The organism is Sulfitobacter maritimus, from assembly GCF_013346665.1.
Lineage (GTDB): Bacteria > Pseudomonadota > Alphaproteobacteria > Rhodobacterales > Rhodobacteraceae > Sulfitobacter > Sulfitobacter maritimus.
This window is the reverse complement of record NZ_JABVBB010000037.1, coordinates 112,647-139,211: the sequence shown is the minus strand read 5'-3', so window position 1 is coordinate 139,211 and position 26,565 is coordinate 112,647. Positions and strand designations below refer to the sequence as shown.

Genomic DNA, 26,565 nt, shown 5'->3' with positions numbered 1-26,565 from the left:
CTCGCCCAGCCGAAGGACGCCCCATGCCCCGGATCATCTACATCCACGTTCCGAAGTGCGGCGGCTCCAGCTTTGGCGCGGCGCTGCGGTTGCGCTATTTTCTGTCGCAAGCGGGGATTGACCTAAACCCCGGCGATCCCGCGCTGCCTGCCGCGCCTCGATTGCGGGCAGATTACGCGCGCCGCCGGGTGCAACTGCACGAACTGGTCGCCCAAGGCACCCGGATGATCTCCGGCCATGTGCAATATGACCCGCAGCTCCACGATGGCGCTGCGCGGCACTATCGTTTCGTCACGCTGCTGCGCGATCCGGTGGCGCGGTTCGTATCGCATTATAACTATTTAAAGCGCCGCCACCCCGATCCATTGCGACCAGCGACTTTAGCGGCCTTCCTTGACACGCCTGATGCCGCGCGGTTGGCCTCGCAATACCGCTTTTATTTCGCAAGTCAGAGCCTTCAGCCGGGCAAAGACCCCACCCCTCTGATCGCCCGTGCAGGTGCCGCGCTTGCCCGGTTCGACATCGTTGGTGACCTGTCTCAACCCCGCACTTTCGCGGATCAGTTGCGGCGCCATATTGGCACCCCCCTGCCGCGCTGGCGGCGCAACGGGGCCCCCGTGCCCACGAAAATCCCCGCCGACCTCCGCCCTCTGATCGAAGCACTCTGTGCAGCTGACATCGCGGTTTACCAAGCGGTTCAAACCGCAGGCATTGCGGCATGAGACGGGCGCTCTCCCCTCTTGCGCTGCTGCTTATCTGTTGGAGCCTTTCGGGTGCCGGCGTTGCCCTTACGCTCACCTATCTTGACCATCTCGATCTGGTGCAAATCTTCATGCGCCGCGAACATTTGAGCCTTTCTGTTTTCACTGCCACCGGGCTGGCATGGGTGCTGTTGGCCCTGCTGGCCTATGCGGTGGGCGATATGGCCGGGCATTTCTCGCGCCGCCGCAACCGCCCTAGCACGGTGCAAATCAGGCTGGTCCGCGCGGGCTATCTTACAATCGTTGTTAACCTCGTGCTGCTTGGCGTCACCGCCCTTTGGATCGCGACCGCAGCTACCAAGGCCGGCGGCCTCATCAACCTCGCGGCCTCCGTCTATATCGACAGTCTGACCACCCGCGACCTGTTGCTAGAGAACAAACTTTTCACCGGCATGCGCCTATTCTATGCCGCCCTGCCCGCCACGGCCTGTCTGGCGACGGCGATCTTGTGCCTCGGCCCCCTGCCCCGACAAATCCGTGGCCTGCTTCTCGCCACCCTGATCGGCAACACGCTGGCGCTCTTCGTGCTGCCGATTGTCATGAGCCAACGCCTGCTGCTGCTGCAACTGCTCCTGTCGTGTTACCTCGTCGCCTGCCTGATCCGGCGGCGCCTGATCGGCTGGATCTGGAGCTTGCTGGCCGTGGCGCTCTTTCTCGGCCTCTGGATGGCCCGCGAGGCGATCACCAATCCGATGATTGACCGGTCAACCCTCGACATAGGCACGCAAAAGCTGGCCTTCTATCTTGTGAACGACATGTGGAACGGTTTTGCACCGCTCGCTGTCGAAATCCCACACACTTGGGGCGCATTGAACCTTGAGGGCGTGATGTTCCTCACCTTCACCGACGGTTATTTTGCCCGTATCCTCGCCCCCCGCGCCGAGGCGCTACAGGCTGTGCTGGGCGGAGGCAAATTTCCGCTTCTGACTGCCGCCTATGTGGATTTCGGACCGCTGCTGGGGGCGCTGTTCCTTGCCCTCGTCGGCTTTGTGATCCGGCGTATTTTCCTGCGGGCGCAGCAGTCGCTTGGTTTTGCCGTGGCCTATGCGCAAATCGGCGCGTCGCTTATGTTTTCCAACCATTCCGTCTATTTCACACATCAGAACCTGCTGTTTTCACTCGCTCTTATCGCAGGGCTTTTGAAATTGGCAACGCAGCGGCCAGCCTTGCAGCCGCAACCTGTGCTCCCGCTGTTTCGCTCCCGGCGAAAACCACAGAAGCAGCCCCCGCCTTTGCCTGACACTCTGGTCCGCCAAATGATACTCTTCACGTCCCAAAGACACGGTCCTGCTGAAAAGACGCCCCAGCATGAAGGCGTCTAAACTCCCTGGCCTCCAGGCCCTCCGCGGGCTCGCCGCCGTAATGGTGTTGATCGGCCATGTCTTGGCCGAGGCCGAACACTACTTCGCCCTCCCCCTGCCCGGAGACGCCGTTCCGTGGACCCGAGGCGTTGATATCTTCTTCGTCGTTTCCGGTTTCGTCATCACCCTTTCCGCGCAGCGTTACCTTGGCCGCCCCCGATCTTTCCTCTGGCGGCGCTTGCTGCGCGTCGCACCACTCTACTACTTCTTCACCACGCTCATGGTCGCGGCCTTGCTGCTGCTTCCCGGCGCTGTCAAAGACACCCCGCTCGATTTTGTGCAGATTGTCAGTTCCTACGCTTTTTTCCCCCACGCCCGCCCCGATGGCCGCATCGCGCCCGTGCTGTCGCTGGGCTGGACGCTCAATTACGAAATCTTCTTCTATGCAGTGATGGCCCTCTGCCTCGCGCTGCGTCGTCCGCTCGTGACAGTTTCGGGCCTGCTACTCGTCCTCGCCACGCTCGGGCTGACGGTCGAGTTTCACCTCCCGCAAGTCGTCTTTTGGACAAACCCCCTGATCCTCGAATTCCTCTTCGGCATCGCCCTCGCCCGCCTTTGGCAAAGCGGAAAGACATGCCCCAACCCGATCCTCTGCACGCTGACCCTAGCTTTCGGCTTCGCGCTCCTCGTTGTGCTTGATCCGCTGCCCCTGCCCCGCTTCCTCGCCGCCGGCCTCCCCGCCGCCCTGATCGTCGCAGCAGCCACGCTTTTCTGCCCCAAGTGCGCAGTCCCCGGACAGTTGCTCGGAGATGCTTCCTACGCCTTCTACCTATCGCACCGCTTCGCCCTGCGCGCGGCGACCCTTTTGCTCCTGCCGCTGCTCCCCGCAACGCCACTTGGCGCGTGGGCCTATGTCGTCATGACCTGCTTCTTTGCGCTCTGCCTTGGGACCCTCACCCATCTGTTCTTAGAGCGCCCATTTTTGCGCAGCCGCCAATCCCAAAAGGTCGTCCCCGCATGAGCCCACGGTTTTGGTCTTTCGCCCTGCAATGGTCCCGCGTCGGCATCAACGCGGGCCTCTTCCTCATCGCCGCGCGTTTCCTCACCTTGGCCGAGATCGGCGCTTTCGCCACCGCCTACGCCCCCATCCGTCTCACCCAAGGACTACACAAAGCCGGGATCGGTGAAAGCGTGATCATCCTCGCCCCCCGCCAACTGCGCCAAGACGCCCTCTTTGCCCTGTCACTCGGCAGCGGCACGGCCCTGACGTGCTGCTTCGCGGGCATAGGCTTCGTCTTCAACGCCCCGCTGCTCATCGCCCTTAGCGCCGTCCCCCTCCTCCACGGCATCAGTGCGGTCTCCGAAGGCATCCTCCGCAAGCGCCTCCACCTCCGCGCCCTCGCGTTGCGCACCATGATAAGCCAGTCCCTCGCCGCATCCCTTGCCCTTTGGCTGTTATCAAATGAGAGCGGCGCATGGGCATTGGTGGGCTTCACCCTCTGTCACGCTGCCCTAACCACGGCTCTGTCATGGCACTCGGCCGCATGGCGCCCGAAAAGCCGTCCCAACTGGCAGTATCAGAGATTATTGAGCGGGTTGGTGATAGAAATCGCTGCCCGAGATCTCCTTAACACCGCCCTTTTCCCGCTCATGCAACTCCTCACCGCCCTCATCTTCGGCCTCCCTGCAGCCGGCGCTTTCCAAATCGCGGCCCGGATGCTCAGTCTCATTGAAGCGCTGACCCTCTCGCCTCTGCGTTTCCTCGCCCTCCCCCAGTTGCGCCGGCTCTCGGTTCGCCAAAGAGCAGCCGCCCTGCCCGACCACCTCCGCCTCACCGCCGCGTTCTCCCTCTGGGTCTGGAGCGCAACCCTCCTTGCCGCCCCTCACACTCTGCCCCTGCTCATCGGCCCCTCCCCAGCAGAGGCGGCCATACCGATCCTTACCGCCCTCGCAGGGTTTGGTCTGCTATCGGCCCTGCTCATGCCGATCAATCAAGCCCTCATCGCTGCTGGCCACACCCGCCTGATGCTCCACCGCGCGCTGCTTCTCGTGGGCCTAACCTGCGCCCTCACCCCCTTCGGGCAATCCCCGACCGCTCTCTCCGCCGCCATCAGCCTCGCGGCGCTCTTAACCGCCCTATGGCTCCTCCCCCGCGCCCTGCCGCGCCTTGGCCTCTCGCTCGCAGCCCTTTCCCCCCTCATCGCGCCCCTCTGCGCCGCTGCTACGGTTGCCGCGCTCTTTGCCCTGCTCCCACCCTTGCCCGTCCCGGTCCAACTCACCCTTGGAAGCGCTCTCTACGGCGGGCTCCTGCTGATCCCCTACCGAAGGATAGTGACTTGAAGCGCGTGGTTCTCCTGACAGGTCATTTCCCCTTTCAGAAACGCCGCCCGAGCATGCTTTGGGTTTCCCATCATCTCCGCGCCGAAGGCTGGCGCATGACCCATGTAACGGTCGGCTATAGCTGGTTGTCTAAAGTGTTTGGTGACGTCCGCCTGACCGCGCTCGACAGCCCACCGCATTACGGCATTCACCACCACGATCCGCAGTTCACGTCGATCTACAGCCTACCGCCCATTCACCCGGTCAAGACGCGAAGCGCCCCGCTCAACAGGCTCCTAGAACCTGCCTTCAAGCTCTTCACCAACCACTGGAGCCGCCTCCTCCGCGTGCCGCTGTCGCGTGCTGATCTCGTCATATGCGAAAGCGGCCCGCCGGTCCTGCTCGGGCCGTTGCTCGCCGAACAGGCCCCACAGGCCGCCCGCATTTACCGCGTCTCAGACGACATCCGCCTGCTAAACGCCCCGGATATCCTCCTTCGCTCCGAGCGGGATCACCGCCCGTTCACCCGCATCAGCACGGCCAGCCCCCATATCGCCGCGCGTTTTGCAGACCATGCGAATGTCACGATCGACCCCATCGGCATCCCCCATCAAGACATAAGGGTCAGCACGGATGACCCTTATCCCAGGCCTCGTCCCGGCCCCATTGCCGTCTGCGCTGGCACCACGCTACTGGATATCCCCGCTCTCATCCGTTTGGCCGACCTGCGCCCAAACTGGCAAATCCACGTCCTCGGTCGTTTGCGCCAAACGCCGCCCGCGCGGCGCAATATCGCGTGGCATGGAGAGCAGGATTTCAACACCACCCTGGCCCATATCGCCCACGCCGACATCGGCCTGGCCCCCTATCGCGATGAACCGGGCGTTGAGTATCAGTCGACCAACTCCAATCGCATCTTGCTCTACCGCCACCATGGGCTGCCGACCCTCGGGCCAGATCGGCTCTGCCACCCGACCTTGCCCTCGATTATCGGGTACAATAGTCCCAACGCGCTGGAGCGTTGCGAAACTTGGAGACGCGCCCCCGAGGTCGTACCGGATTGGAAAGAACTGGCTCAAAGACTGGCTCAAAATGGCGTTACAGAGCCGCCAGAGGCCACATCCACCCCGCCCGACAAAGCCACAAAACCGCGCGTGAATACTGTGCCCGCGTTCGCCTGCAAAGCATAGTTTTCCGCTTGCCCCGCTGCATCGCCGGAACATTCCTGCAACCACATTAGCGCGCCGTTCGAGCATTTGAACGCAACCGAGGTGCCATCAATATCCCGCGCCACCGCCCGACACCCCGCCGCCCAGGTCTCCGTCGATTGGATCACATGCACCTCGGTCCCGTTCCGCGACAGGCCAAATGCGCCCCCCAACAGGATCGCCCGCACCCCGTCATGGCTGGTGAACCCATTGCAAGACGTCGCCGTACTGAACCCATTTCCCCAACCCGTGCAGCCCTGCAACAGCACATGCATCCCCGCGGTACCGTCCTCATGGAATGACCAGCCGTCCTTGGCCCCGCCCGAAGCGTCGCACTCAAAAAAGGCCACCAGCCCATCGGTCCGCCGCACGCGCGCCGCATCCTGCAAGGCTGTTGGGCTCGACGGAGCCGAATAACGGAAGGAACAGTTGACCCCGACGATGTTGCGCGCAGCTACCGCGTCAAAATGCAACGCCCCGCTGATCCCGCCCTCGCAATGGATATTCTCAAGGTAGAAATCCTTGTCATGGGTCATGAAACGCGCACCGTGAAAAGACCGGATCACCGCAATATCCTCGGCGCCCGGCGTGCCGCCCACGTTGACATGCAGCAGGGTGCCGTCATGCACCCAGGTGTTCACCGTCGCGCTGCAACTGGCCACATCGGCGGCCTCAGTCAACTCGGTATAAAGCCCCTCTTCGGTTAGCACGTCGCAGCGAAACACCCGTCGGACGGAGCTCTCACTCGCCGTAAATGTCCCGCCCGCATCGCTCCAGACCACCGAAAATGGCCCCGCGCGATAGCGCACCGCGCCGCCCCAGCCGATCACGGCGACCGGTTGGTTTGGTTCATCCTTTCCGTTGCGGGTAAAGGCCGCCTCGGCATAGGTGCCGGGCTTCACCAAAACACGGTAGGCCGCACCGGTTGCATTGCCCGCCACAAAGGCCGCGTGAATGGTCCGCTTGGCATTGGCAAAGTCACCATCCGTCGCGCCCAAGCCACTGTTGCCATCATCTCCAGTCACGCCATCAACATGGAAAGCCGCGCCGTTCCAAATCGCGGGGTCAACCAAATCCCGCGGCGCCACATCTGCGCGGTAGATCCCGCCGACCTGCTCAATATCGAAATCAAAGCGGGTCCGATCCCAGTTAAACCCCGCCGGAAAAGCGATAGGTACCCGGTTACGGTATGGCGCAAACACCTGCAAGCCGACGCCCAACATCAGATTAACCCCTTGATGCCTGTTGCCGTTGTCCCTGTGGAAAGCACCCTTGAGACGCGGATCGGATAGATCACGCCCGGTGCAAGGCCCGGCAGGGTGAGCGCATCCCCATTCCTGAGGATTACCGCCAGATCACCCCCAGAGGCCACCATCACGCCGCGCGTCATCTGCACAAGGTCAGCCCCATCATGAGGCGAGATATCAAAGCCGCCGCTGATAGGACCGGTCAGTCCATCATGGTGATTTTGGAAAATGTCGAGAATGGGCATCGCGGCCTCCTGTAAACACTGAGAGATGCAGCATCGAAGGCAGGTGCTAATGAGGCGCTAAGGCAGCGTACGCTGAAAAAGGCAGAGGGTTCGCGTGGGAAACCCCACCGGCTCCGACGTAAAGGGAGGCTTCGCATGCGTCCCCATAGGTCGCATACTTCGTCTAAGCTTCCGAGTTCTAGTGCTTCAAAGCCAGCTGATCGTAGCCGCGACTGTTACCGTGGACCATGTGGTTAGGCACAGTAGAAGTCCGCCGCCGTACGAGACTGATCGTGGCGGCGGGCATTAGCAATGTCAGCAGTTTCAGTCACCCATATTCAAACCGCTTCACCTTTCGTCCTAGTTTAGTTTGAGAAAAAGCCCCTTGAAAACAACGATATGCAAGGATTCCTACCATCCCAGCCAACACTTTCCTCCGATAGTGATCTACAGCCTCAGCTCCGGTCATAACGCCGGTTTACCGGAACGCAAAGCGGCCCCTTCTGCCGCGTAGGAAGATCACGCCGTCACGCCTGAGCGTTTTAAATGCGAAATTTCGACCTGAAACCCGATCGCCATGCGAGCAGCACTATCCACGCTGCTAGATCTGCTGCGCTTTCTTCAACCAGCGCAACGTCTCACAAGTAGCACCTTGGGGCTTATACTCCGCACCAAGCGGCATGGCGAAACCCAACCCCTTAATCACCCGAAAGACATAGTCAAAGTTGATCTCGCCGTGGTCTGGCGCTCCCCGATCCGGAACGCTGGCGAATTGGATATGGCCGATCTGTGTTTGCAACTGTCTCAGCTTGTTGCTGAGATCGCCCTCCATCAATTGCACGTGGTAGCAATCAAACATAAGCCTGAGGTTTGACGCGCCGACCTCGGCGATGAGCGCGGCCGCTTGCTCCGTGGTTTGCAGGAAATATCCAGGCGCGTCATAGTGGTTGAGCGGTTCGATCAAGATAGAGATGCCCAAGGGCGCCGCGCGAGCACAGGCGTATTTTAGATTTTCGACAAAGACCCCATGCGCCTCCGCACCCTGCGAAAATCCGGCCATGACATGGATATTTCGCGCATTAATGTCTTGGGCATAGGCTATGGCTTGATCAATCGCGGCGCGGGCTTCGGCGGTGCGGTCTGGCAGGGCGGACAACCCGTTGTCGCCCGCAGCGACGTCGCCGCGTGAGGTGTTGAGCCCAAGCATGGTCAGCCCGGTCTCGCCCAGAGCCGCTTTGACCTCTGCGCTATCGACCTCATAGGGCCAATGACATTCGACAGCATCGAACCCAGCGGCTTTTGCCGCGCGGATTGCTTCTGGCAGGGGCAATTCTGTCCAAAGGAACCCCAAGTTGGCGGAGAATTGCATCAATCGTCCCACTCAATATCAAAATGCGTCACGAGATCGCGCACCTGCGTCGCGTCCAACATGCGGGCCGGGATGCCGTGCATCATCATCGCAAGGCGCGCCGTGTCTTCAAGCTCTTCTATGGCGTTGCAGGCGGCCTCTATGTCCTTGCCAGCAACCACGGGGCCATGATTGGCTAGCATCACTGCAGACCTCTTGCCCGCCAGGCCGCGCACGGCCTCCCCCATCGCAGGATCGCCGGGTCGATAGAACGGCAGCAATTTGACACGGCCCAATTTCATAATCGCATAGGGCGTCATGGGGGGCAGAAAGTTGTCGGGATCGACATCTGGCATCATCGACCATGCAACAGAATGGCACGAATGCAGATGCACAACGGCACCAGCCGCGCTGCGCGTGTCATAAAAGGCCGTGTGCAGGGGCATTTCCTTGGTCGGCGGGTCGCCGTCCACCAGCCTGCAGCTGGCATCGAAATGCGACAGCCGCGCCGGGTCCAGCCTGCCGAAACTGGTACCTGTGGGCGAGACCAAAAGACCTCCGTCGTCGGTCCTCGCAGAGATGTTGCCCGTGCTACCTCCAGTCAGACCCCGGTCAAACATCGACTTTGCCAAAAGACATATCTGTTCGCGCAGTGCGGTCGTCATGGTGAAGTTCCATCCAGAATGCGGGCCGCTTTTTCGAAATAATCGACGCTGCCGAAGTTGCCTGACTTCAACGCCAAGACGAGGCCCCCGCCGGCCCGCAACGCAGGCACACCCGGATCAATCTCCGGCCCGATCTCAAGTTGGGTGAGAGCCAGCCCTTCGACCACAGCGCCCGAAGTCTCCCCCCCCGCGGTCAGCAATTTTCCGACCCCGTTTGCTGTCACAATCCGGGCGACTTCGGCAAAGAACTGTTCGAATTTTTCGGCGCTTTCCTCGCGCCCGTATTTGTCTTGTGCGGCGACCACCCGGTCTGGATCGGCAGAACTGTATATCAGCGGCAACCCTTCGCTACGCATTGCCCAATCCGCAGCAGATTGTGCGGTGATCTCTGCCCCGAACAGCATATCCGCGCTGACTTCGAGCGACGGGTGTGACGTCTTGTGATGCGCGATCTGGCCCCGCGTTGCGATGGAACAAGACCCCGACAGGATGACGCATTTTCCGTTCGCCCCCGCCCATGGCGCCCGGTCATGCGCCGTGATGTCAAAATTCGCAGGCAAGCCAAGGGCAGCGCCCGATCCCCCGGTGACGAGTTTGAGCCCCTTGGCCGCGCGGCCGATCTCAATGAGGTCTGCATCTTGCAATGCGTCGACAACGATCAACCGCTTGCCATCGTCGGCCTCTTGGTCAAGCCGGGCGCGAATGGCAGATGCCCCTGATAGCACCGTAGCTGCCCCGACATGGCCCACAGGGCCAGTTGATTGCGCTTGCAAAACCCGTCTGATGTCAGGGTCGGTCATTGGTGTTAGCGGGTGGTTCTGCATCCCGCTTTCGTTCAGCAAGACATCGTTTACGAACAAATGCCCCTGATAGATCGACCGCCCCGTTCCCGGAAAAGCCGGACAAACGATCACAGCGCGCGCATCCAAGGCATCGGCCAAGGCTTCGGCGACAGGGCCGATGTTGCCTTGTGCCGTGCTGTCGAAGGTCGAGCAGTATTTGAAATAAATCTGCTCACACCCCTGCGCCCGCAACCAGTCGAGCGCCTTGAGCGATTGCGCTACTGCATCCGCTGCGGGGATGGATCGTGTCTTGAGCGCGACCACACCTGCCTGCACGTCGGCATCCGCCGGATGGTCCGGCACGCCGCTGTATTGAACCGTGCGCATGCCGCCCTTGGCCAAGGTATTGGCCAAGTCGCTGGACCCGGTGAAGTCGTCCCCGATACAGCCCAGCAACATCAGCGATCTCCCGGCAAAGAAACACCGCCTGCGCGGGCGAAGTATTTGGCGATGGCAGCGTCGTCCTCATCGCCCAAGCCTGCTTCTGACGCGGCGCGAAATTGTTCCAGCGCGTTGGAGGAGACCGGCACCGGCAAGTCTGCGGATGCAGCGATATCTGTCACGATACCGAGGTCTTTGAGCCAGATGTCTAGCTTAGACTTTGGCGTATAGTTGCCTTCTACAACATGAGGCGCGCGGTTTTCAAACATCCACGACGTCCCGGCAGAGACCGAGACCACATCAACCACCTGCGCAGGCGTCAGCCCTTGGGATGCGCCGAAGGCCAGCGCTTCGCCCATCGCCGCGATGTGAACGCCAGCGAGCAACTGGTTCACCGCTTTCATAGCCGAGCCCGGCCCTGCGTGATCGCCCAAACGATGAACGGTCTCTGCCATCGCATCCAACACCGGCGCTGCTGCGTCAAAGGCCGCGCTACGACCTGCCGCCATGATCGACAGTTGCCCCGCAGCCGCCTTGATCGCGCCGCCCGAAATCGGCGCATCGAGGTAGAGCAAGCCCGCTTCATCTGCCTGCGCCTCCATCTCTGCCGCGAAGGCGGGCGAGACGGTCGCACAGGACAGGATCACCCCGCCGGGCCGAAGGCGCTTGGCCGCGCCCCGCTCTCCAAACAAGACCGCCCGCGTTTGATCGGCGTTGAGCACCGCACTGACCAGCGCATCGGCTGGCTGGTCGTCCTCTTTGAACGCAGCGCCGCCCGCAGCGATCAGCATTTCGACCCGCGCCACCGCCGGATCAAAGCCGCGCACAGTATGGCCCGCTTTGACAAGGCTCACCGCCATGCCCAGCCCCATTGAGCCGAGGCCCACAAAATCAATCAACATCGCTTACCCTCCAAAGATCCATTCGACCGGCCAGAGCGTAATGGCAGGGACGTAGGTGATGACCATCAGGGCGGCAAAGACCGTAAGGACGAACCACACCAACTGCGGGATGATCTTTTCCACCCGCAGGTTCGCCACCGAGCAGGCGGCAAACAGGTTAACCCCCAAGGGCGGCGTGATCATCCCAAGCGCGAGGTTCACCACGATGATCAGGCCAAAGTGGATCGGATCAACGCCATAGCTTATCGCGATGGGCGTCAAGATCGGTGCCAAGACGAGGATCGCCGCCGAGGTTTCGATAAACATGCCCACGATCAGCAACAGGATGTTCACTGCCAGCAGAAAGGCGATGCGGCTCTCGAAGATGTCCTTGAACCATGCGGCGATTTCATTGGGCAGGCCGGAGCGGGTGATCAGGAACGAAAACAGCGCTGCCGCCGAGATGATGATCATAATCGCTGAGGTGGAGATGATCGTGCTTTTCAGGATGTCCGGCAGGTCGCTGACCTTTAGCTCTTTGTAAAGCAACATCCCCACGATCAGCGCGGCGGCCACGGCTGCGGCACTGGCCTCAGTCGGCGTGAAGATGCCCGAATAGATGCCGCCCAGAATGACCACAGGGACCAGCAGTGCCGGTAAGGCCGACTTAAGCGCCGAGCCGGGAGCCGCACGGTCCATCCCGTCATCCTTGCCAATGCCACGCACCCGGCAGATCACCAGCACAAGCGCCATGAGCGAACCTGCCACGACCACGCCGGGGCCAAGGCCCGCCACGAAGAGCTTGCCGATCGACGTGTCGGTAGAGACGCCATAAAGGATCAGCGGAATGGACGGGGGGATCAGAACACCCAGTTCGGCAGAGGACGCCTGAATAGAGGCGGCCAGCGGTTTGGGGTAGTTATGTTTGACCATGGCCGGAATGAGGATCGCACCAATAGCAAAGGTGGTCGCGACAGAGGAGCCGGAGACCGATGCGAAAAGCATACAGGTCAGCACGCAGGTACAAGCCAGCCCGCCTTGAATGCCACCAACCAGCGATTTGGCAAGATCAACAAGTCGCTGGGAAATGCCGCCCGCCGACATCAGATTGCCAGCAAGGATAAACAGCGGGATGGCCATGAGCGGAAAGCTGTCGATCCCGGTGAACATCCGCTGGGCAACAAGCAGCAGCGGCAGACGGCCCTGCGCCTCAATGCCAATGACAGAGGCGAGGCCAATAGCCACGGCAATCGGCACGCCAAGGACGAACAGGATTGCCAGCGAGAAACCAAGTGCGCTGTTCATGCGACGTCCTCCGCATTGCGTGCGATCAGCCAATCACCCTGAACCGCGCGCACCATCGACGCGGCAACAGCGATCAGGATAAAGCCCGACCCAACAGGCAAGGCCGCATAGACCCAAGCGATTGAGATATTGAGGGCTGACAGGCTTTGCGGGATCACCCGCAGCGTCATCAGATAGCCCTGCCACAGCAGGACCGAAAAAAAGATCAGAGAGCCAACATTGGCGAATAGATAGACGCCAATCCCAAGGCGCGGGGGCAGCGCGTTCTGGATCACATCGACCGAAATCATGGCCCCGTGCCGAAACGCAACGGCCACGCCCAGAAACACTGACCAGATCATTGCAGAGCGGGTGATGACTTCAGACCAAGTGGAAGGCGCGCCAAAGGCAAAGCGCGTAATCACCTGATAGAGCGCCAACCCGGCGGCAATAACCAAAAAGGCGATGGACAGGCGTTGCGCTACGCCAGTGGTGAAGTCTTCGAGACGCAGGAAATAGCGCATGAAACGTCCTTATGGTGATGGGAAAAGTCAGCAGCAGGCGCGGGGATATCCGCGCCTACCACTTTAAGCCTTACTCGACCGCTTGAATGCGCTCGACCAGTTCAGGACCGTACTGATCGGTGTAGATCGTGTAGGAGGCCTGCGCCAAATCGGCGAAAGGTGCCTTGTCGACGTCGGTGATGACTTCCATGCCGTTTTCAATCAGAAGCGCCACACCGGATTCTTCGAGACGGTTCACCTCTGCGCGGGTCGCCGCAGCGGAGGCTTTGGCCGCTTCCATGAACCAGCCGCGCTCTTCATCTGTCAGGCCGTCGAGCAGAATGGGCGAGCCCAGCACAACCGCGGGCGAATAGACGTGACCGGTCAGCGAGACGTGGTCCTGCACTTCCCAGAACTTGGAGGCGGTGATCACGGTGACCGGGTTTTCTTGACCATCAACAACACCCTGCTGCAAGGCTGTGAACAACTCAGGGAACGCCATTGGCGTCGGCGCGGCACCCATCAGCGAGAACGCTTCCATATGGACCTTGTTTTCCATCGTGCGCAGTTTCAGCCCATCCAGATCATCCGGCGCACGCACGGGGCGCTGCGAGTTGGTCACATGGCGGAAACCGTTTTCGGACCATGCCAGACCGACCAACTGGTTCTCGCCGATCTTCTCCAGCAGTTCCTGACCGATCTCGCCGTCCAGCACGTTGCGGGCATGGTCATAGTCCCGGAACAGGAAAGGCAGGTCGAGGGCATAGACCTCTGGCACGAAGTTGCCCAAGGGGCCGGTCGATGTGATTACCACATCCATCGAGCCGATCTGCAGCCCTTCGATCATGTCCCGCTCGCCGCCTAATTGGCCTGCGGGCGCCTGAGAGCCGGTGAATTCACCGCCCGAAAGCTCGGTCAACGTGTCAATGAACGCCTGCGCGCCGATGCCGTAATGCGAGCCTTCGGACAGGGAATGGCCGACGACGATATTGCGTTCGGCATAGGCTGTGGTTGCGGCCAGAGCGGCGATCGTGCTCGCAAAGGCAAAGATTGTATGTTTCATGTAAGTTCCTCCCAAGGTGATAAATGTGCCCGTTCAGGCACTGATCTGAGCCTTCTGGCCCATTTCGTCCTCCAGATAGACCGCAATGATCTCTCCGAATGTTTGCTCGGCCCGAAAGCCCAATGACAAGGCGCGTGCCGTATCAAAATCGCGCGGCCAACCTGCGACGATATTAGCCACAGCAGGATCAGGCGCACGGCGGATCAAGGCCACAGCGCTGTCACCAGCAACGGCCCCCAACGCTTCGATCTGTTCGCCCACGGTGGCGCTGACGCCCGGCATGGTCAAGCAGCGCTGCGCGCCCATTGATGCGGTGTCCATCGTGGCGGCATGTTCGATATAACCCACGGCCGCCCGCGGGCTTGCAAACCAATGGCGCACATCGTCACCGACAGGCAAGATCGCCTCTTGGCCGTTCAGTGGCTCACGCAGAATGCCTGAGAAGAAGCTGGAGGCCGCCTTGTTCGGCTTGCCGGGCCGAATGCAGATGGTGGGAAAGCGGATGCCCACACCGTCGACCAGGCCACGCCGCGAATAGTCGTTCAACAACAACTCCCCCATCGCCTTTTGCGTGCCATAGCTGGTGAGCGGCGTCAGGTGATAGTCATCGGGGATCTGATCGGGGAACGGTGCGCCGAACACGGCCAGCGATGAAGCAAAGATCACGCGGGGGCAGTAGCCTTCGACGCTAGCAATCGCCTCCAACAGCGCCCGTGTTCCGTCAAGATTAACGCGGTAACCCTTTTCCATATCCGCCTCGGCTTCACCCGAAACGATGGCTGCAAGATGCACGATCACGTCAGGGCGGTCCGCAATCACGCGTGCCGCGACGTCTGGCGCAGATAGATCGGCGGCAAAAGCGTCCTGTGCGCCTGCAAAACCCGCGACTGTTTCCGGGGCGATCACATCGATCAATGTCAACGCATCAACCGCCTGCCCGCCGATTTCGCTTGTCGCCGCAATACGGTCGGTCAGTTTGCGCCCAATCATGCCGGCCGCGCCAAGGATGGCAACTCTCATATATTCGCCTCTTTTGTAGGGTTTGCCAGCAACTCTCGGGTGCTGTCGTAAATACGGCGCTCATGGACGCCTAGGGCCGTGGCCAGCGCTTGCGCATCGCGCGCCACAAGCGCGGCGAGGATCAGGCGGTGGTCTGCGATGCTCTGCGCTATGGCGCCCGGTTTGCCGATGGCGCGGCGACGGTCATTCAACTGATAGGAATAAAGGGTCGCTGCCAGATCGGACAAAAGCGCATTGCCGCAGGACTGGTAAATCGCAATGTGAAACGCGCGGTCCGCGATCAAGAAGTTCACCGGGTCATCCGTTGCTTTCTCCTGCATCTCGATCAAGTCAGACAGTGTGTCCAGCGCTTTGCCATCGATGCGGGCGGCGGCGAGTTCTGACAAACGCGCCTCGACCATCAGCCGTCCCTCATGGACATCCTTGAGCGAATAATCCGTGACACGGCCATTTGACAGCGCAGAGAGACCCAGATCCCCCACATCGTCGGAGACTACTTTTGTCCGCGCGCCCTGTACGATAGAGACTATCCCTTTGGTCGACAGGATCAGCAACGCGCCCCGAACCGTCTCACGACTGACGCCCATCGTCGCCGCCAAGTCGCGTTCACTGGGCAGCGCATCCCCAACGCTCAGCACGCCAGACGCGATCAGGGTCGCAATCCGCTCGGCCACCTCATCCTTAACAGACCGATGCGCCACCTTGTCTAAGGAGGAGTTGCCCATATCCAGCAATGTCACGTCTCCCATGCATCCCCCCCGCACACTGGTACGTTGACCAGACCAGCATACCAATTTCTTGTCAATTAAAATTTTTGGACAACCTATCGTGGGAAGGGCAGGACGACATAGGGTCGCAGCACTGCGCCGGTTGCTGGTCATCGGCATGAGTGCGGGCTAACAGGGGCTATGCAGTCTGTAACGCGCGTTCATCTTCGTCGGGTCATGGTGACCGCCCTGCTCGCGCTTGCGCTGGCCAGCATTCCCTTTGCCCATCGCGGGCAGGCTGAACGGCTGCAAGACCCGGCCTTTATCGCCTTTGTTCAGGCGGGCGGTGATCTAAGCGATCTTTGCACCGGATCGGCATTGGACCACGAACTGGGCACGCCGGTATGTGAAGCCTGCCGACTTGTGGCTGGCTTTATCCTTCCGTCCCCCGTGCAAATGTTAATTGCCCCGCAGTGCACCCTCAAAACCGAGCCGCGCCTGCACCACACCGTGCAAAGGACCAGCAGATCAGCAGGCCCCCCACCCGCTCGTGGGCCGCCTGTGGGTTGATTGAAACCTCACTCAAACAGTTCAATCAAACCACGGATAAACAAATGAAAAACCTCTTCACTGCGGCTCTCGTCGCTTGCTTCGCCCTGCCCGCCGCCGCGCATGATTATAAGCTGGGCGATATTGTCGTGACCCACCCGATGGCCTTTGAAACCCCTAAATCGGCACAGGTCGGCGGTGGTTACCTAAGCATCACCAACACTGCCGAGACAGCAGACCGCTTGCTGAGTGTAAGCGCCGACGGTTTCGACGACGTGACGCTTCACGAAAGCACGACCGATGACATGGGGGTGGCCCGCATGCAGCCGGTCGAGGGGATTGACCTGCCCGCTGGCGAAACGGTGATGCTTAAGCCGGGCGGTCTGCATGTGATGTTCATGGGGCTGAACGGCGATCCGTTTGAGATTGGCGAAAAGATCCCCGCGACCCTGACCTTTGAAAAAGCAGGCACGCTTGATGTTACATTCAACGTCGAAAGCCGCCGCGCCGCGCATGGGGACGAAATGGATCACTCCCACCACGACATGAAAGACTAATTGTCACCCAACCAATGAACACCGGCACTCTGCTGTGCCGGTGTTTGCATTTCAGCCTGTGCAGACGCATCCGGCGCACGGCCACTCTCGCTGCCCCGCACCGGGCGCATAATTTGCCATCAAACGCGCCAGTTCAACACCCGCCGCTCCACCGCCGCCACGGCTGCCGACACGGCCACGCCCAGCAGCGACAGGATCACAACCCCCGCAAACAAACGCTCCAGATCGTAAAGGCTGCCGGCCTGCAAGATATATGCACCGATGCCATATTCCGCGCCCAGCATCTCGGCTGCGACGAGCAAGATAATCGCAATCGTCAGCGAAATGCGCAGGCCTGACAGGATCCCCGGCATGGCCCCCGGCACGACAATCTTAGACACGATGGACCACCAGCCAAGGCCAAAACTCTGTCCCATGCGGATCAACACCCGGTCCACATTATCCACCGCGGCATAGGTGGCGACAACGGTCGGCGTGAAGGTGCCAAAGGCGATCAGGGCGTATTTGCTGGCCTCATCAATCCCGAACCAAATGACAAAGAGCGGCAAAAGCGCGATCTTGGGGATCGGGAAAATCGCCGCGACCAGAGGCACCAGCCCCGCGCGCACCAGCGAAAAAAGCCCGATTAAGACGCCGATGCCCACGCCAAGCGACGCGCCGATCAAAGCACCAATCGCGAGACGGGTCACCGATGGGACAAGATGTTTAAACAGCATCCGTGACTGATAAAGCTCTTGAAAGGTCAGCAGCACATCACTGGGCCTTGGCAAAGTCAGCGGCGAGATAAACCCGCTCCGCGTGCCCCATTCGGCCAGCAGGATCAGCACCACGAAAACGGCCAGCCCTACTCCCCGACGATGACCGGGCTGAAACCCGCCCCCGCGAAAAGTCACTTCGCGTGCTGTGCTTTCGGTAAGGTCAGCCATTAATCAACTCCGCATCCGCCGCTGCAGCCTCGTCGCGCATCAGGCTCCAGAGGTGCTGCTGTTGGGCTTCTAACACCGGATCACCGTGACGGCGCTCCGCCAGAGGCATGTCCAAACTCACCACTTCACGCAGCTCTCCCGGGCGGCGCGACAGCACCACGATCTTATGTCCCAGACGTACCGCCTCAGCGAGGTTGTGGGTCACATAGACCGCCGTGAAAGGTTGCCGCGTCCAAAGCGCCACGAGGTCGTCCATCAACAATTCGCGGGTCTGGCTGTCCAGCGCGCTGAGCGGCTCGTCCATCAACATCACCGCCGGGTTCACCGCCAGCGCGCGGGCAATCGCCACGCGCTGCTTCATCCCGCCCGACAGTTGCTTTGGCAGCGCATCGGCAAAATCGGTCAGCTTGGTCCGGGCCAGCACGTCATCAATGATCGCCGCGCGCTCGGCCTTGCTTAAACCATGATCTTCGAGCACCAAACCCACATTGCCGCGCACGGTACGCCAAGGCAGCAGCGCGAAATCTTGAAAGATATAGGTCAGCGGATTTAAGCAGTTTTCGGGCGCGTCGCCCAGTTGCAACACCCGCCCCGTCGTTGGTCGCTCCAACCCGCCGAGCATCCGCAACAGCGTGGATTTTCCACACCCTGAAGGGCCGACTATGCAGACGATCTGACCCGAAGGTATATCGAGCGTGATGTCCCGCAACACTTGCGTTTCACCGTAATAATGGCTGACAGAGGAGAGCTTGAGATCCATGGCGCTCTTTTCCGGCAAAAGGCACGCGGGTGCAATGCGCAACCGTAAAGATTGCAGTTAGCTGCGCTCTCCCTCCTTGGGCGTTCTGAGCCCTTCAACCGCAATGCCTGCGGTAAACCCATGGATTAACGCCGATAGAAGAATGGCAAATCCAACGATGGCCCAAATCTTTTCCTCATCCCAAAATTCCACCTTCGCAGCAGCATAGGCGAGATAGTAGATCGACCCGATGCCGCGAATACCGAACAGCGCCACCACCCAGCGGTCGCGTGCCGTGAGCGGGGTGCGAGCCAAGGATAGCCAGCCGCCAAGCGGGCGCACGACGAGCAGTAGCACCACAACGATCACAGCGCCCGTCCAGGTGAGGGACGTCAGTAGCATCGGCAACACTGCTCCCAAAGCGATCAGCAGCAAAGCAGTCAGCGCATGTTCCACGGCAGAGACAAAATCATGCAAGCGGCGGTGGAATGCATGGTCGCCCTCGATCCGGCGGATCACCAGCCCCGCCACGGCAACAGCGATAAAACCATAACCTTCGACCAGTTCCGTGGTACCATAGCACAAGAGCACCCCGGCCAGAGCGACAACGCCTGAAGAGGTTTCGGCCAAGGCAGCGTTGCGCGGGACGTTGAAGAGAACCTGCCCCAAGGCCCAGCCCCCGGCAGCGCCCATCGCCGCGCCAACCGCTATCCGCCAAAACACATCTCTCGCCAACCATTCAAAGCCCCACGCCCCCGGCGCCAGACCTTCTGCCGCGACCAGCAAGCCAAGGTACACGAAAGGAAACGCCAACCCATCGTTCAGCGCAGCCTCGGTCGTCAGCGCAAAGCGCACCGGATGCTCGCCCCCTTCCTGGGGTGGTCCGACCTGCACATCGCCCGCCAAGACCGGATCGGTCGGCGCCATGACCGCCCCCAGGAGGATCGCCCCGCCGATGGTCATCCCGGCCAGACCATAGCCCAAAAGCGCGACTGCCAGAATGGTGATCGGCATGGTCAGCGCCAACAGCCGGATCGTAGGCCCCCAACGGCTGAAGCTCGACAGGCTGTCGATCCGCAATCCGGTGGCGAATAATGCAACAATGACGCAAAGCTCGGCAACGACCTCCCAGATATGCGGATGGGTTCGCGGGTCGGGCACTTGCGGCATTCCGGGCAGAAAGGCAAAGACGCCCATGCCGAAGAGGATCAACAGGCCAGAGGACGCAGGCTCGCGGCGGGTGATGAAACGCGGCAACCAATTGGCGAGGATCACACTCGCGCCAACCGCCCCAAGCGCGATATGGTAGCTGTCGAACCCGAAAAAGGTGCCATCGCTCATAGAGGGTGTCCATTCATGGATGCAGCGCCCATGCAAATTTGCCAGTCACAAGACAACGCCGCGCATCCCCTTCGGGTTGCCATAAATCGCAATAAGCGCCGTCAAAGCGTGACTTTTCCTCCCGTGCAACAAAAAAGGCGCACCGCTTTCGCGATGCGCCCTTTGGTTAAACGGCTGGCTGCTTAGCTGCCCATCGTCTCGACATAGGAGGTGTCGACCAGCGTTTCCAAGCTGATATCGCTATCGACCAACCCTTCAGACTGGAACCACTCCAACTGATCGCGCACCGAGGCGACGTTCAATTTGGCCCCTTCGTTCAACCGCATTGTGCCGTTAATGATCGAGGGTGCAGCTTTCTCGCGCGGGCGGTCGGTGTAGACATGTTTGTGGATCAGATCGACCATCTCATTCACGCCGTCTTCGCCGCCGTCCTTGGCAATCAATGCCGCGTTGTAGTCGGCCACACCTTTGGAATAGCCCGCGAGGAAGTTCTCCGTCATCTCGCGCTCCCCTTCGGCATTGCTGACCGAGGTGCAGATTGTGGTGACCTGATAATCAGGCAGATAGGTCGCCACATCCCCGATGATATGCACGGCACCCGACCCGGCCAGCGGCTTGGCGATATGCGGCACGATGGACCATGCATCAATCTGCCCCGACTTTAACGCGCCGATCACCGCGCCGACCTTTTGCAGCGGCTTGAACTTGAGCGAGATGCCCTCTGCCTCGGCCATTTTGGAGCCCATGTAGTGAAAGGACGACCCGGCCTGGGTCATGCCATAGCTTTTGCCGTCCAACATGCCCGGCTCAGTAATGCCCGCCTGATAGGCCGCGTCCGACACGAGGAACTTTTGACCATCAATGCCCGGCTCTTCTTGCAACCCGCCGCCGATGACTTTGACCGCGCCCTTTTGCGCCAGTGACACCAGACCGCCAGAGATCGCCGCAACGGCATAGTCCACATCACCGCTGGCAATCGCTACGGCCATCGGTTGCGCGGCCTCAAAAAAGCGTAGCTCCACGTCCAGCCCGGCGTCTTTGAAATAGTCCCGCTCAAAGGCGACAAAGCTGCCCGCGTGGCTGGTGAACCGCAGCGCGCCAACGGTGATCTTGCGGTTCTGCGCAAGCGCGGGCGCCGCAAGGCCCACAGCGGTGGCGGCGCCCATGGTTGCGATGGCCTGACGGCGGGTAAACAGGGTCATAGTCTCACTCCTCATTTTTGCGCAGCATGGTCGGGCGCAGCCCGCAAAGTCAAGCGAGAGCACCGCGAACCGCCCCAAGCCGCACTGGTGTTTCGCGGTGACCCGTGGCATCGATTTGCCATGAAGCTCTTTTCATCGAAAACCCGCCCCCTGCACCTTGGCCCCTTCCCTTTGGAACGCCTGCACCGCCTGCCTGCAGCCCTCGCTCGCCTGCCTGATGCGCCGTTGCCCGCGCTGCGGTTTGTTCGGCCTGACGCTCCGGAAAGCATCTGCAACGCAATGGCACCGTTTCAGGCGATGATGGACCTGCTGCGCGACGGGCCGGTCAATGCAGCAGGAGCGGTAATTCCAGACTGCCCGTTGGAGCGGGCCAATCACCTCAAAGCCTTCGGCTATTACAATGACGCCTCGATGATGGGCATCGGCGCTTTGCCAAAGGCCGCGCGCCTCCCAACGCCTCGCCGTAACGAAGGCAGCGCAGAACTCGCCCAAGACCTGCGCAGCCGCCAGACCAAGACGCTGGCCGCCGGGGTCGATGTCATTATGGCGAACCTGCGCGATACGGTGGATGCGCCGGAAACGTCGATCGACAGCCACAGCCACGCGCTGGTCATCCTCACCGCCTACCCCCGCGACCCGCGTGAAGATGAGCCGGGCAGCGATTGGATCATGGACGCGCAAGCCGAACGCGCCTGCCTGCGCGGGACTGCGAGCAGCCGTGGTCGGTGCTGAAAGGCCCGCATTGGCAGTTGGGCACCCATGGTGGTGTCAGCGCCCGCGATGTCGACCCATACGCGCGACGCGACTATGCCGCAGGGCCGCATCCGTTTGAGACGCTGAAACGGGTGGACGAACCGACCACCTATATCGACGCTGCCAATGTGCCGCGCGTGCCAAAACGCGGTGATCTTTTTGCCCGCGGTCAGTTCGGCGACATGGGGCCAAAGGTGCAAAACGCCATGAAGGGCGGGCATCATGTGGTGAAATCCGCCCCCTCCGCCGCGCAGCGCCGCCTGCTGGGCGCACTGATCCTGTTGCAAGACGGTCCGGTAAACGACGCGGCGCCTGCTATGACAAACGCCGCCCGCAACGCCGCGAACCTTAAAGCGGCGAGCTATTTTCTGGGCGCTGATGCTGCCGGTCTCTCGGCCTGCCCTGACTGGACGTGGTACAGCCACGACGCCACCGGCACCCCGATCACCCCGCCGCATGACCAAGCGCTAAGCCTCATCATCGACCAAGGCTTTGACACGATGGAAGGTTCCTCGGGCGATGACTGGATCGCCGTGTCGCAATCCATGCGCGCCTATCTGCGGTTTTCGATGCTGGGCGGCGTGCTGGCGCAACATCTGCGCAACCTTGGCCATGCTGCGAAGGCGCATACGGTGATGGACGGCGACGTGCTGCAACCGCCGCTTCTGCTGCTGGCGGGCCTCGGCGAGGTCAGCCGCATCGGGGAGGTGATCCTGAACCCATTCCTCGGCCCGCGCCTGAAATCCGGCGTGGTGACCACCACCCTGCCCATTTCCCACGACAAACCCATCGACTTCGGCCTGCAAAGGTTCTGCGAAGCCTGCAACAAATGCGCCCGCGAATGCCCCTCGGGCGCGATCACAGCCGGGCCGAAGCGCATGTTCAACGGCTATGAAATTTGGAAATCCGACAGCCAGAAATGCGCCACCTACCGGATCACCAACCAAGGCGGCGCGATGTGCGGGCGCTGCATGAAGACTTGCCCGTGGAACCTCGAAGGGTTGTTCGCCGAAGCGCCCTTTCGCTGGGCGGCGTCCAATATGCCCGCCGCTGCACCGCTCTTGGCCAAACTCGACGACAAGGTCGGCAAAGGCCGCCTGAACCCGGTGAAAAAATGGTGGTGGGACATTGAGCGTGATCCTTCGGGTAGGTTCGACACGCCAGCCCAGCCTGTGAACGCCCGCGACCTGCAACCCGATCTTGCCCTCAAGTTCGAGGACCAGACCCTCGCCGTCTACCCTGCTCCTCTGGCCCCGCACCCTTGGCCCTACCCCGATCCGATGAACCGCGAGGCGGGGATCGCGGCCCACGCGGCGCTCCTAAGCGCCGACGAACACCGCCGCAAGACGGCAGCAGGCGAGACCGATCATCTGCATCTTTATAAAGTCGGCAGCGACACCCCGGTACTCGACTTGCGCATCACTGAGGTCACCCGCCTGAACGCAACCACAGCGTTTTATGACATTGCCCACCCCGAAGGCCACGACCTGCCTGCATGGAGTGCAGGCGCACATCTTGATCTGGTCGTCGCCCCCGAATTCCTGCGCCCCTATTCGCTGCTGAGCGATCCCACCGACCGCAAGCGCTACCGCATCGCAGTGCTGCGCGAAGACGGGGGCCGGGGCGGCTCGGCGCTGCTGCACCGGGTGTTCACCAAAGGGCGGCGTATCTTTGTCGGAAAGCCGGTGAACCATTTTGAACTGGTCGAGGACGCGCCGCATAGCCTGCTCATGGGCGGCGGCATCGGCATCACCCCAATGATCGCCTTCGCCCATCGTCTGCACGCGATTGGTCGCCCCTTTGATCTGCATTACTCAGCCTCAACGCGCGAGGCCGCGGCCTTTGCTGACGAACTCTCGCAAGCGCCATGGGCCGACCGCGTGCATCTGCATATCTCATCCGAGGACACCCGCGCCGACCTGCCTGCCATCATGGACCGTGCCGCACCCGGCACCCATGTCTACACCTGCGGGGCGGACGCCTACATGCAAGCGGTCATGACCGCCGCCGAGGCCGCAGGCATTCCCGAGGACGCGCGGCATCTGGAATATTTCTCGACACCCGAAGCGCCGGATTACGTCAACCACCCGTTCACGCTCAAGCTCGCTTCGGGCCGCGAGATCGCTGTGAGCGCCGAGGAAACCGCCGCGGACGCACTGATCAAAGCAGGCGTGCCGGTGGACCTGAAATGCAGCGATGGCATCTGCGGCGTGTGCAAATGCGGGCTGCGCGGGGGCGAGGTCGAACACCGCGACTTTGTGCTCTCGGCCAAGCAGCGCAACAGCGCAATCATCCTCTGCCAGTCCCGGGCGGCACAGCCCGGCGGAGTGCTGGAACTCGACCTCTAGCCCCTTTCGCAAAAAGTGCGTAGGGGCTATGAGGGGCCAACCTCTGCAACAAAGGGCTGCCCCATGACATTCGACCGTTCGATCAAGATCGCCCCCTCCATCCTCGCCGCCGATTTCGCCAATTTCGGAGCCGAATGCGAAGCCATTGAGGCGCAAGGCGCGGATTGGGTGCATGTGGATGTGATGGACGGGCATTTCGTGCCCAACATCACCTTCGGCCCCGCGATGTGCGCGGCGATCCGGCCCCATATCAAGGGCGTGATGGACGTGCATCTGATGATCTCGCCCGTCGATCCCTATATCGAGGCTTTTGCCAAAGCCGGAGCCGATGTCATTACCGCCCATGTTGAAGCAGGGCCGCATATCCACCGGACCCTGCAAGCGATCCGCAATGCGGGCGCAAAAGCAGGCGTGGCGCTGAACCCCGGCACCCCGGCGAGCGCTGTGGCGGACATTCTGGACATGACCGACCTGATCTGCGTGATGACCGTGAACCCCGGCTTCGGCGGGCAAAAGTTCATCGACATGACCGCCAAGATCCGCACATTGCGCGAGATGATTGGCGACCGTCCCATCCATATTGAGATCGACGGCGGCGTTGACCCCAAGACCGCGCCACTGGTTGCACAGGCGGGGGCCGATGTGTTGGTGGCAGGCTCAGCGGCCTTCAAGGGCGGATCGGTCAGCAACCCGGCACCCTATGGTGAGAACATCCGCGCCATTCGGGCAGCGGCTGAAGGCACCTATGTCTGATCTCGCCGGAACGTATCTAAGCTAACTGTGTGCAGGGGCGTTCTGGCGCCCCCTTGAGGGGGGCGCGATGCCGCAGGCGGAAGTATTATCGTCCGATAAGAGGGGGCGGTGATGGCTGACCTTAGCCCTCCAACTGATCGGCAAATGCGGTGAGCAGGCGGTGTTTCAAGATCTTGCCCGTGGGCGCTGCGGGCAGGTCCGTTGCGACGATGATCTGTGATGGGCGTTTGTAGCCGGTCAGACGCTCTTTGACGAAACCGCGCAACTCCTCAGCCGTAACATCGTCGCCGGGGGCGACTTGCACGAAGGCCAGAACCTCCTCGTCGCCGCCTTTCACCCGCCCCACGACGGCAGACTGCACCACGCGAGGGTGATCGTTCAGCGCAGCTTCGACTTCGGGCGGATAGACGTTAAAGCCGCCGTGGATGATCAATTCTTTGCTGCGGCCAAGGATATGTAGCCGCCCGTTTTCGTCGAGCTTGCCGAGATCGCCAGTGTGGAGCCAGCCCTCCGCGTCAATCGCTTTGTCAGTTTCGGTTGGGTTGCGGTAGTAGCCCTTCATCACATGCGGGCCGCGCACCAGCACTTCGCCTTCGCCCGCGCCGTTGCCGCCGGGGGCTTGGTCGTCAATCTTGCATTCGGTTCCCGGCGTTACAGGCCCGACAGACGTATCGGGTGAGCCGATGGGGTTGTTGGTCGCAGATGCGCCGGAGGTCGTCTCGGTCATGCCGAACCCGTTTTGCAGCGGCAGTTCGTAGAAGGCTTCGGCTTTGCGCTTCCATGCGGGATCAAGCGGCGCCCCACCTGAGGAGACATAGCGCAGACAGGGGCTTTCCAACTTGGGCATCCCGCGTTCGCGGGAGTATTGCATCACCAGCGCGTGCATCTGCGGCACGGCAGGCAGGATGGTCACGTTGTCATGGGTCGCCGCGTGCAGTTTCGCAGCAGAGAAACGCGCCTCTTGCCGCACCTGTGCGCCAGCGCTGACCGACGCCATAAGCACCGATACAAGGCCAAAGACGTGGGTCATCGGCAGCACGCCATAGACCACATCGCCGGGCCTCATCTGCCGCAAATCCGCCGACGCCCGCGCACCAAAACGCAGGTTGCCATGCGTAAGCATCACCCCTTTGGGGTCCCCCGTTGTGCCAGTGGTATAAAGCAGGACGGCCACATCGTGCAGGTCCGCGTCCGGGCTGCTTGGCCGGGGGGTCGCAAGGTGCAGACTGCCAAAAGACCCCGAGATTTCATCTGCGCCCAGCCGTTCGGCATGAGCTGCCGCGTCGGGGGAGACATCGCAGGTCAGCAGAGCTGCCGCCGGGGTCGCATGGTCGATGATCCGGGCGACTTCGGCCTCGGTCTGACGCGCATTGACGGGGATCGCCACGGCGCCCAACTCCCAGCAGGCATAGAGCGACGCCACCGCAGAGACGCAGTTTTCCACCATCAGCAACACGCGATCACCCGCCTGCACACCTGCGCGACTAAGCTCAGCAGCGAGGGCGACGCGTGCGCGGTCTAAATCCGCAAAGCTCCACGCGGCTCCACCGGCGTCGCTGAGTGCTGCTGCCTCTGGCCGGGTCGCCAATTGCTCGATTAGAAAATCCTGTACTTTGGCATTCATGGGTGTCTCCTCCTGCCTG

23 protein-coding genes and 2 pseudogenes are annotated in these 26,565 nt (G+C 61.3%); 9 read left to right on the top strand and 16 right to left on the bottom strand.

From position 1 onward, the window contains the following. Positions 1-17: 17 nt before the first annotated feature. The 5 genes and pseudogenes from HTT03_RS14490 to HTT03_RS14470 all read left to right on the top strand — a co-directional run. Positions 18-722 (top strand): annotated as a pseudogene (locus HTT03_RS14490) (sulfotransferase family 2 domain-containing protein); the annotation flags it as partial. Continuing rightward, positions 719-2,083, top strand: coding sequence for a hypothetical protein (locus tag HTT03_RS14485; protein ID WP_174860494.1), 1,365 nt, complete (start codon positions 719-721; stop codon positions 2,081-2,083). The pseudogene HTT03_RS14490 and the gene HTT03_RS14485, both read left to right, overlap by 4 nt. Further along, positions 2,070-3,083: an acyltransferase family protein gene (locus HTT03_RS14480; RefSeq protein WP_174860493.1), complete on the top strand. Its 1,014-nt coding sequence runs from the start codon at positions 2,070-2,072 to the stop codon at positions 3,081-3,083. Before HTT03_RS14485 ends, HTT03_RS14480 begins: the two co-directional genes overlap by 14 nt. After that, positions 3,080-4,402, top strand: a complete 1,323-nt coding sequence (locus HTT03_RS14475; RefSeq protein ID WP_174860492.1) for an oligosaccharide flippase family protein — start codon at positions 3,080-3,082, stop codon at positions 4,400-4,402. Before HTT03_RS14480 ends, HTT03_RS14475 begins: the two co-directional genes overlap by 4 nt. A 5-nt stretch (positions 4,403-4,407) precedes the next feature. Next, positions 4,408-5,571 carry a GumK N-terminal domain-containing glycosyltransferase gene (locus HTT03_RS14470; protein WP_425506327.1) on the top strand — a complete coding sequence of 388 codons (1,164 nt, stop codon included), beginning with the start codon at positions 4,408-4,410 and terminating at the stop codon, positions 5,569-5,571. Here the strand turns inward: HTT03_RS14470 and HTT03_RS14465 are convergent. From HTT03_RS14465 to HTT03_RS14415, 11 genes are all read right to left on the bottom strand, one after another. Then, complete coding sequence (locus tag HTT03_RS14465; protein ID WP_174860490.1) at positions 5,469-6,812, bottom strand: hypothetical protein; 1,344 nt, start codon at positions 6,810-6,812, stop codon at positions 5,469-5,471. The two genes, HTT03_RS14470 and HTT03_RS14465, sit on opposite strands and share 103 nt — an antisense overlap. Further along, entirely contained in the window at positions 6,812-7,081 is a 270-nt protein-coding gene (locus HTT03_RS14460) for a spike base protein, RCAP_Rcc01079 family (protein WP_174860489.1), read from the bottom strand. Before HTT03_RS14460 ends, HTT03_RS14465 begins: the two co-directional genes overlap by 1 nt. Before the next feature lie 580 nt (positions 7,082-7,661). Further along, positions 7,662-8,429, bottom strand: coding sequence for a hydroxypyruvate isomerase family protein (locus HTT03_RS14455; RefSeq protein ID WP_174860488.1), 768 nt, complete (start codon positions 8,427-8,429; stop codon positions 7,662-7,664). Beyond that, positions 8,429-9,073 (bottom strand): 3-oxo-tetronate 4-phosphate decarboxylase, encoded by a 645-nt coding sequence (otnC, locus tag HTT03_RS14450; RefSeq protein ID WP_174860487.1) that lies wholly within the window; start codon positions 9,071-9,073, stop codon positions 8,429-8,431. The genes HTT03_RS14455 and otnC overlap by 1 nt, the downstream gene beginning before the upstream one ends. After that, complete coding sequence (gene otnK, locus HTT03_RS14445) at positions 9,070-10,314, bottom strand: 3-oxo-tetronate kinase (protein WP_174860486.1); 1,245 nt, start codon at positions 10,312-10,314, stop codon at positions 9,070-9,072. The genes otnC and otnK overlap by 4 nt, the downstream gene beginning before the upstream one ends. Next, positions 10,314-11,198, bottom strand: a complete 885-nt coding sequence (gene ltnD / locus HTT03_RS14440; RefSeq protein ID WP_174860485.1) for an L-threonate dehydrogenase — start codon at positions 11,196-11,198, stop codon at positions 10,314-10,316. Before ltnD ends, otnK begins: the two co-directional genes overlap by 1 nt. Positions 11,199-11,201: 3 nt before the next feature. After that, the gene (locus HTT03_RS14435) at positions 11,202-12,482 is read right to left on the bottom strand and encodes a TRAP transporter large permease (RefSeq protein ID WP_174860484.1); all 1,281 of its coding nucleotides are present in this window, start codon (positions 12,480-12,482) and stop codon (positions 11,202-11,204) included. After that, the gene (locus HTT03_RS14430; protein ID WP_174860483.1) at positions 12,479-12,985 is read right to left on the bottom strand and encodes a TRAP transporter small permease; all 507 of its coding nucleotides are present in this window, start codon (positions 12,983-12,985) and stop codon (positions 12,479-12,481) included. The genes HTT03_RS14435 and HTT03_RS14430 overlap by 4 nt, the downstream gene beginning before the upstream one ends. Positions 12,986-13,055: 70 nt before the next feature. Beyond that, positions 13,056-14,027 carry a TRAP transporter substrate-binding protein gene (locus HTT03_RS14425; protein ID WP_174860482.1) on the bottom strand — a complete coding sequence of 324 codons (972 nt, stop codon included), beginning with the start codon at positions 14,025-14,027 and terminating at the stop codon, positions 13,056-13,058. A 33-nt stretch (positions 14,028-14,060) separates the two neighbouring features. Next, positions 14,061-15,047 carry a D-erythronate dehydrogenase gene (gene denD / locus HTT03_RS14420; protein WP_174860481.1) on the bottom strand — a complete coding sequence of 329 codons (987 nt, stop codon included), beginning with the start codon at positions 15,045-15,047 and terminating at the stop codon, positions 14,061-14,063. Then, complete coding sequence (locus HTT03_RS14415; protein WP_217482840.1) at positions 15,044-15,796, bottom strand: FadR/GntR family transcriptional regulator; 753 nt, start codon at positions 15,794-15,796, stop codon at positions 15,044-15,046. Before HTT03_RS14415 ends, denD begins: the two co-directional genes overlap by 4 nt. Before the next feature lie 159 nt (positions 15,797-15,955). Here HTT03_RS14415 and HTT03_RS14410 point away from each other — a divergent pair, with 159 nt between their 5' ends. Beyond that, a complete protein-coding gene (locus HTT03_RS14410) occupies positions 15,956-16,324 on the top strand; it encodes a hypothetical protein (protein ID WP_174860480.1) in 369 nt (122 codons plus the stop codon). 44 nt (positions 16,325-16,368) lie between these two features. After that, positions 16,369-16,860, top strand: a complete 492-nt coding sequence (locus HTT03_RS14405; protein WP_174860479.1) for a copper chaperone PCu(A)C — start codon at positions 16,369-16,371, stop codon at positions 16,858-16,860. A gap of 119 nt (positions 16,861-16,979) precedes the next feature. Here the strand turns inward: HTT03_RS14405 and HTT03_RS14400 are convergent, their stop codons facing one another. The 4 genes from HTT03_RS14400 to HTT03_RS14385 all read right to left on the bottom strand — a co-directional run bounded on the left by HTT03_RS14400 (position 16,980) and on the right by HTT03_RS14385 (position 21,068). After that, positions 16,980-17,786 (bottom strand): ABC transporter permease, encoded by an 807-nt coding sequence (locus HTT03_RS14400; protein WP_174860478.1) that lies wholly within the window; start codon positions 17,784-17,786, stop codon positions 16,980-16,982. Continuing rightward, a complete protein-coding gene (locus HTT03_RS14395) occupies positions 17,779-18,546 on the bottom strand; it encodes an ABC transporter ATP-binding protein (protein WP_174860477.1) in 768 nt (255 codons plus the stop codon). The genes HTT03_RS14400 and HTT03_RS14395 overlap by 8 nt, the downstream gene beginning before the upstream one ends. 57 nt (positions 18,547-18,603) lie before the next feature. Continuing rightward, positions 18,604-19,866, bottom strand: a complete 1,263-nt coding sequence (locus tag HTT03_RS14390) for a cation:proton antiporter (RefSeq protein ID WP_174860476.1) — start codon at positions 19,864-19,866, stop codon at positions 18,604-18,606. Between the two features lie 182 nt (positions 19,867-20,048). Continuing rightward, a complete protein-coding gene (locus HTT03_RS14385) occupies positions 20,049-21,068 on the bottom strand; it encodes an ABC transporter substrate-binding protein (protein WP_174860475.1) in 1,020 nt (339 codons plus the stop codon). Positions 21,069-21,188: 120 nt separating this feature from the next. Here HTT03_RS14385 and HTT03_RS14380 point away from each other — a divergent pair. Together HTT03_RS14380 and rpe are read left to right on the top strand one after the other, a co-directional pair. Then, a pseudogene (locus HTT03_RS14380) lies at positions 21,189-24,169 on the top strand (4Fe-4S double cluster binding domain-containing protein). Between the two features lie 63 nt (positions 24,170-24,232). After that, positions 24,233-24,922, top strand: coding sequence for a ribulose-phosphate 3-epimerase (gene rpe / locus HTT03_RS14375; RefSeq protein ID WP_174860474.1), 690 nt, complete (start codon positions 24,233-24,235; stop codon positions 24,920-24,922). Between the two features lie 121 nt (positions 24,923-25,043). Here rpe and HTT03_RS14370 read toward each other — a convergent pair whose 3' ends face one another. After that, positions 25,044-26,546 carry a class I adenylate-forming enzyme family protein gene (locus tag HTT03_RS14370; RefSeq protein ID WP_174860473.1) on the bottom strand — a complete coding sequence of 501 codons (1,503 nt, stop codon included), beginning with the start codon at positions 26,544-26,546 and terminating at the stop codon, positions 25,044-25,046. Between the last annotated feature and the right edge of the window lie 19 nt (positions 26,547-26,565).

What these genes read in the sequence shown, in the direction of transcription:
- HTT03_RS14485 (WP_174860494.1), top strand. Translation starts at nt 719, where the DNA reads ATGAGACGGGCGCTCTCCCCTCTTGCGCTGCTGCTTATCTGTTGGAGC.
- HTT03_RS14480 (WP_174860493.1), top strand. Translation starts at nt 2,070, where the DNA reads ATGAAGGCGTCTAAACTCCCTGGCCTCCAGGCCCTCCGCGGGCTCGCC.
- HTT03_RS14475 (WP_174860492.1), top strand. Translation starts at nt 3,080, where the DNA reads ATGAGCCCACGGTTTTGGTCTTTCGCCCTGCAATGGTCCCGCGTCGGC.
- HTT03_RS14465 (WP_174860490.1), bottom strand. Translation starts at nt 6,812, where the DNA reads ATGTTGGGCGTCGGCTTGCAGGTGTTTGCGCCATACCGTAACCGGGTA.
- HTT03_RS14460 (WP_174860489.1), bottom strand. Translation starts at nt 7,081, where the DNA reads ATGCCCATTCTCGACATTTTCCAAAATCACCATGATGGACTGACCGGT.
- HTT03_RS14455 (WP_174860488.1), bottom strand. Translation starts at nt 8,429, where the DNA reads ATGCAATTCTCCGCCAACTTGGGGTTCCTTTGGACAGAATTGCCCCTG.
- otnC (WP_174860487.1), bottom strand. Translation starts at nt 9,073, where the DNA reads ATGACGACCGCACTGCGCGAACAGATATGTCTTTTGGCAAAGTCGATG.
- otnK (WP_174860486.1), bottom strand. Translation starts at nt 10,314, where the DNA reads ATGTTGCTGGGCTGTATCGGGGACGACTTCACCGGGTCCAGCGACTTG.
- ltnD (WP_174860485.1), bottom strand. Translation starts at nt 11,198, where the DNA reads ATGTTGATTGATTTTGTGGGCCTCGGCTCAATGGGGCTGGGCATGGCG.
- HTT03_RS14435 (WP_174860484.1), bottom strand. Translation starts at nt 12,482, where the DNA reads ATGAACAGCGCACTTGGTTTCTCGCTGGCAATCCTGTTCGTCCTTGGC.
- HTT03_RS14430 (WP_174860483.1), bottom strand. Translation starts at nt 12,985, where the DNA reads ATGCGCTATTTCCTGCGTCTCGAAGACTTCACCACTGGCGTAGCGCAA.
- HTT03_RS14425 (WP_174860482.1), bottom strand. Translation starts at nt 14,027, where the DNA reads ATGAAACATACAATCTTTGCCTTTGCGAGCACGATCGCCGCTCTGGCC.
- denD (WP_174860481.1), bottom strand. Translation starts at nt 15,047, where the DNA reads ATGAGAGTTGCCATCCTTGGCGCGGCCGGCATGATTGGGCGCAAACTG.
- HTT03_RS14415 (WP_217482840.1), bottom strand. Translation starts at nt 15,796, where the DNA reads ATGGGAGACGTGACATTGCTGGATATGGGCAACTCCTCCTTAGACAAG.
- HTT03_RS14410 (WP_174860480.1), top strand. Translation starts at nt 15,956, where the DNA reads ATGCAGTCTGTAACGCGCGTTCATCTTCGTCGGGTCATGGTGACCGCC.
- HTT03_RS14405 (WP_174860479.1), top strand. Translation starts at nt 16,369, where the DNA reads ATGAAAAACCTCTTCACTGCGGCTCTCGTCGCTTGCTTCGCCCTGCCC.
- HTT03_RS14400 (WP_174860478.1), bottom strand. Translation starts at nt 17,786, where the DNA reads ATGGCTGACCTTACCGAAAGCACAGCACGCGAAGTGACTTTTCGCGGG.
- HTT03_RS14395 (WP_174860477.1), bottom strand. Translation starts at nt 18,546, where the DNA reads ATGGATCTCAAGCTCTCCTCTGTCAGCCATTATTACGGTGAAACGCAA.
- HTT03_RS14390 (WP_174860476.1), bottom strand. Translation starts at nt 19,866, where the DNA reads ATGAGCGATGGCACCTTTTTCGGGTTCGACAGCTACCATATCGCGCTT.
- HTT03_RS14385 (WP_174860475.1), bottom strand. Translation starts at nt 21,068, where the DNA reads ATGACCCTGTTTACCCGCCGTCAGGCCATCGCAACCATGGGCGCCGCC.
- rpe (WP_174860474.1), top strand. Translation starts at nt 24,233, where the DNA reads ATGACATTCGACCGTTCGATCAAGATCGCCCCCTCCATCCTCGCCGCC.
- HTT03_RS14370 (WP_174860473.1), bottom strand. Translation starts at nt 26,546, where the DNA reads ATGAATGCCAAAGTACAGGATTTTCTAATCGAGCAATTGGCGACCCGG.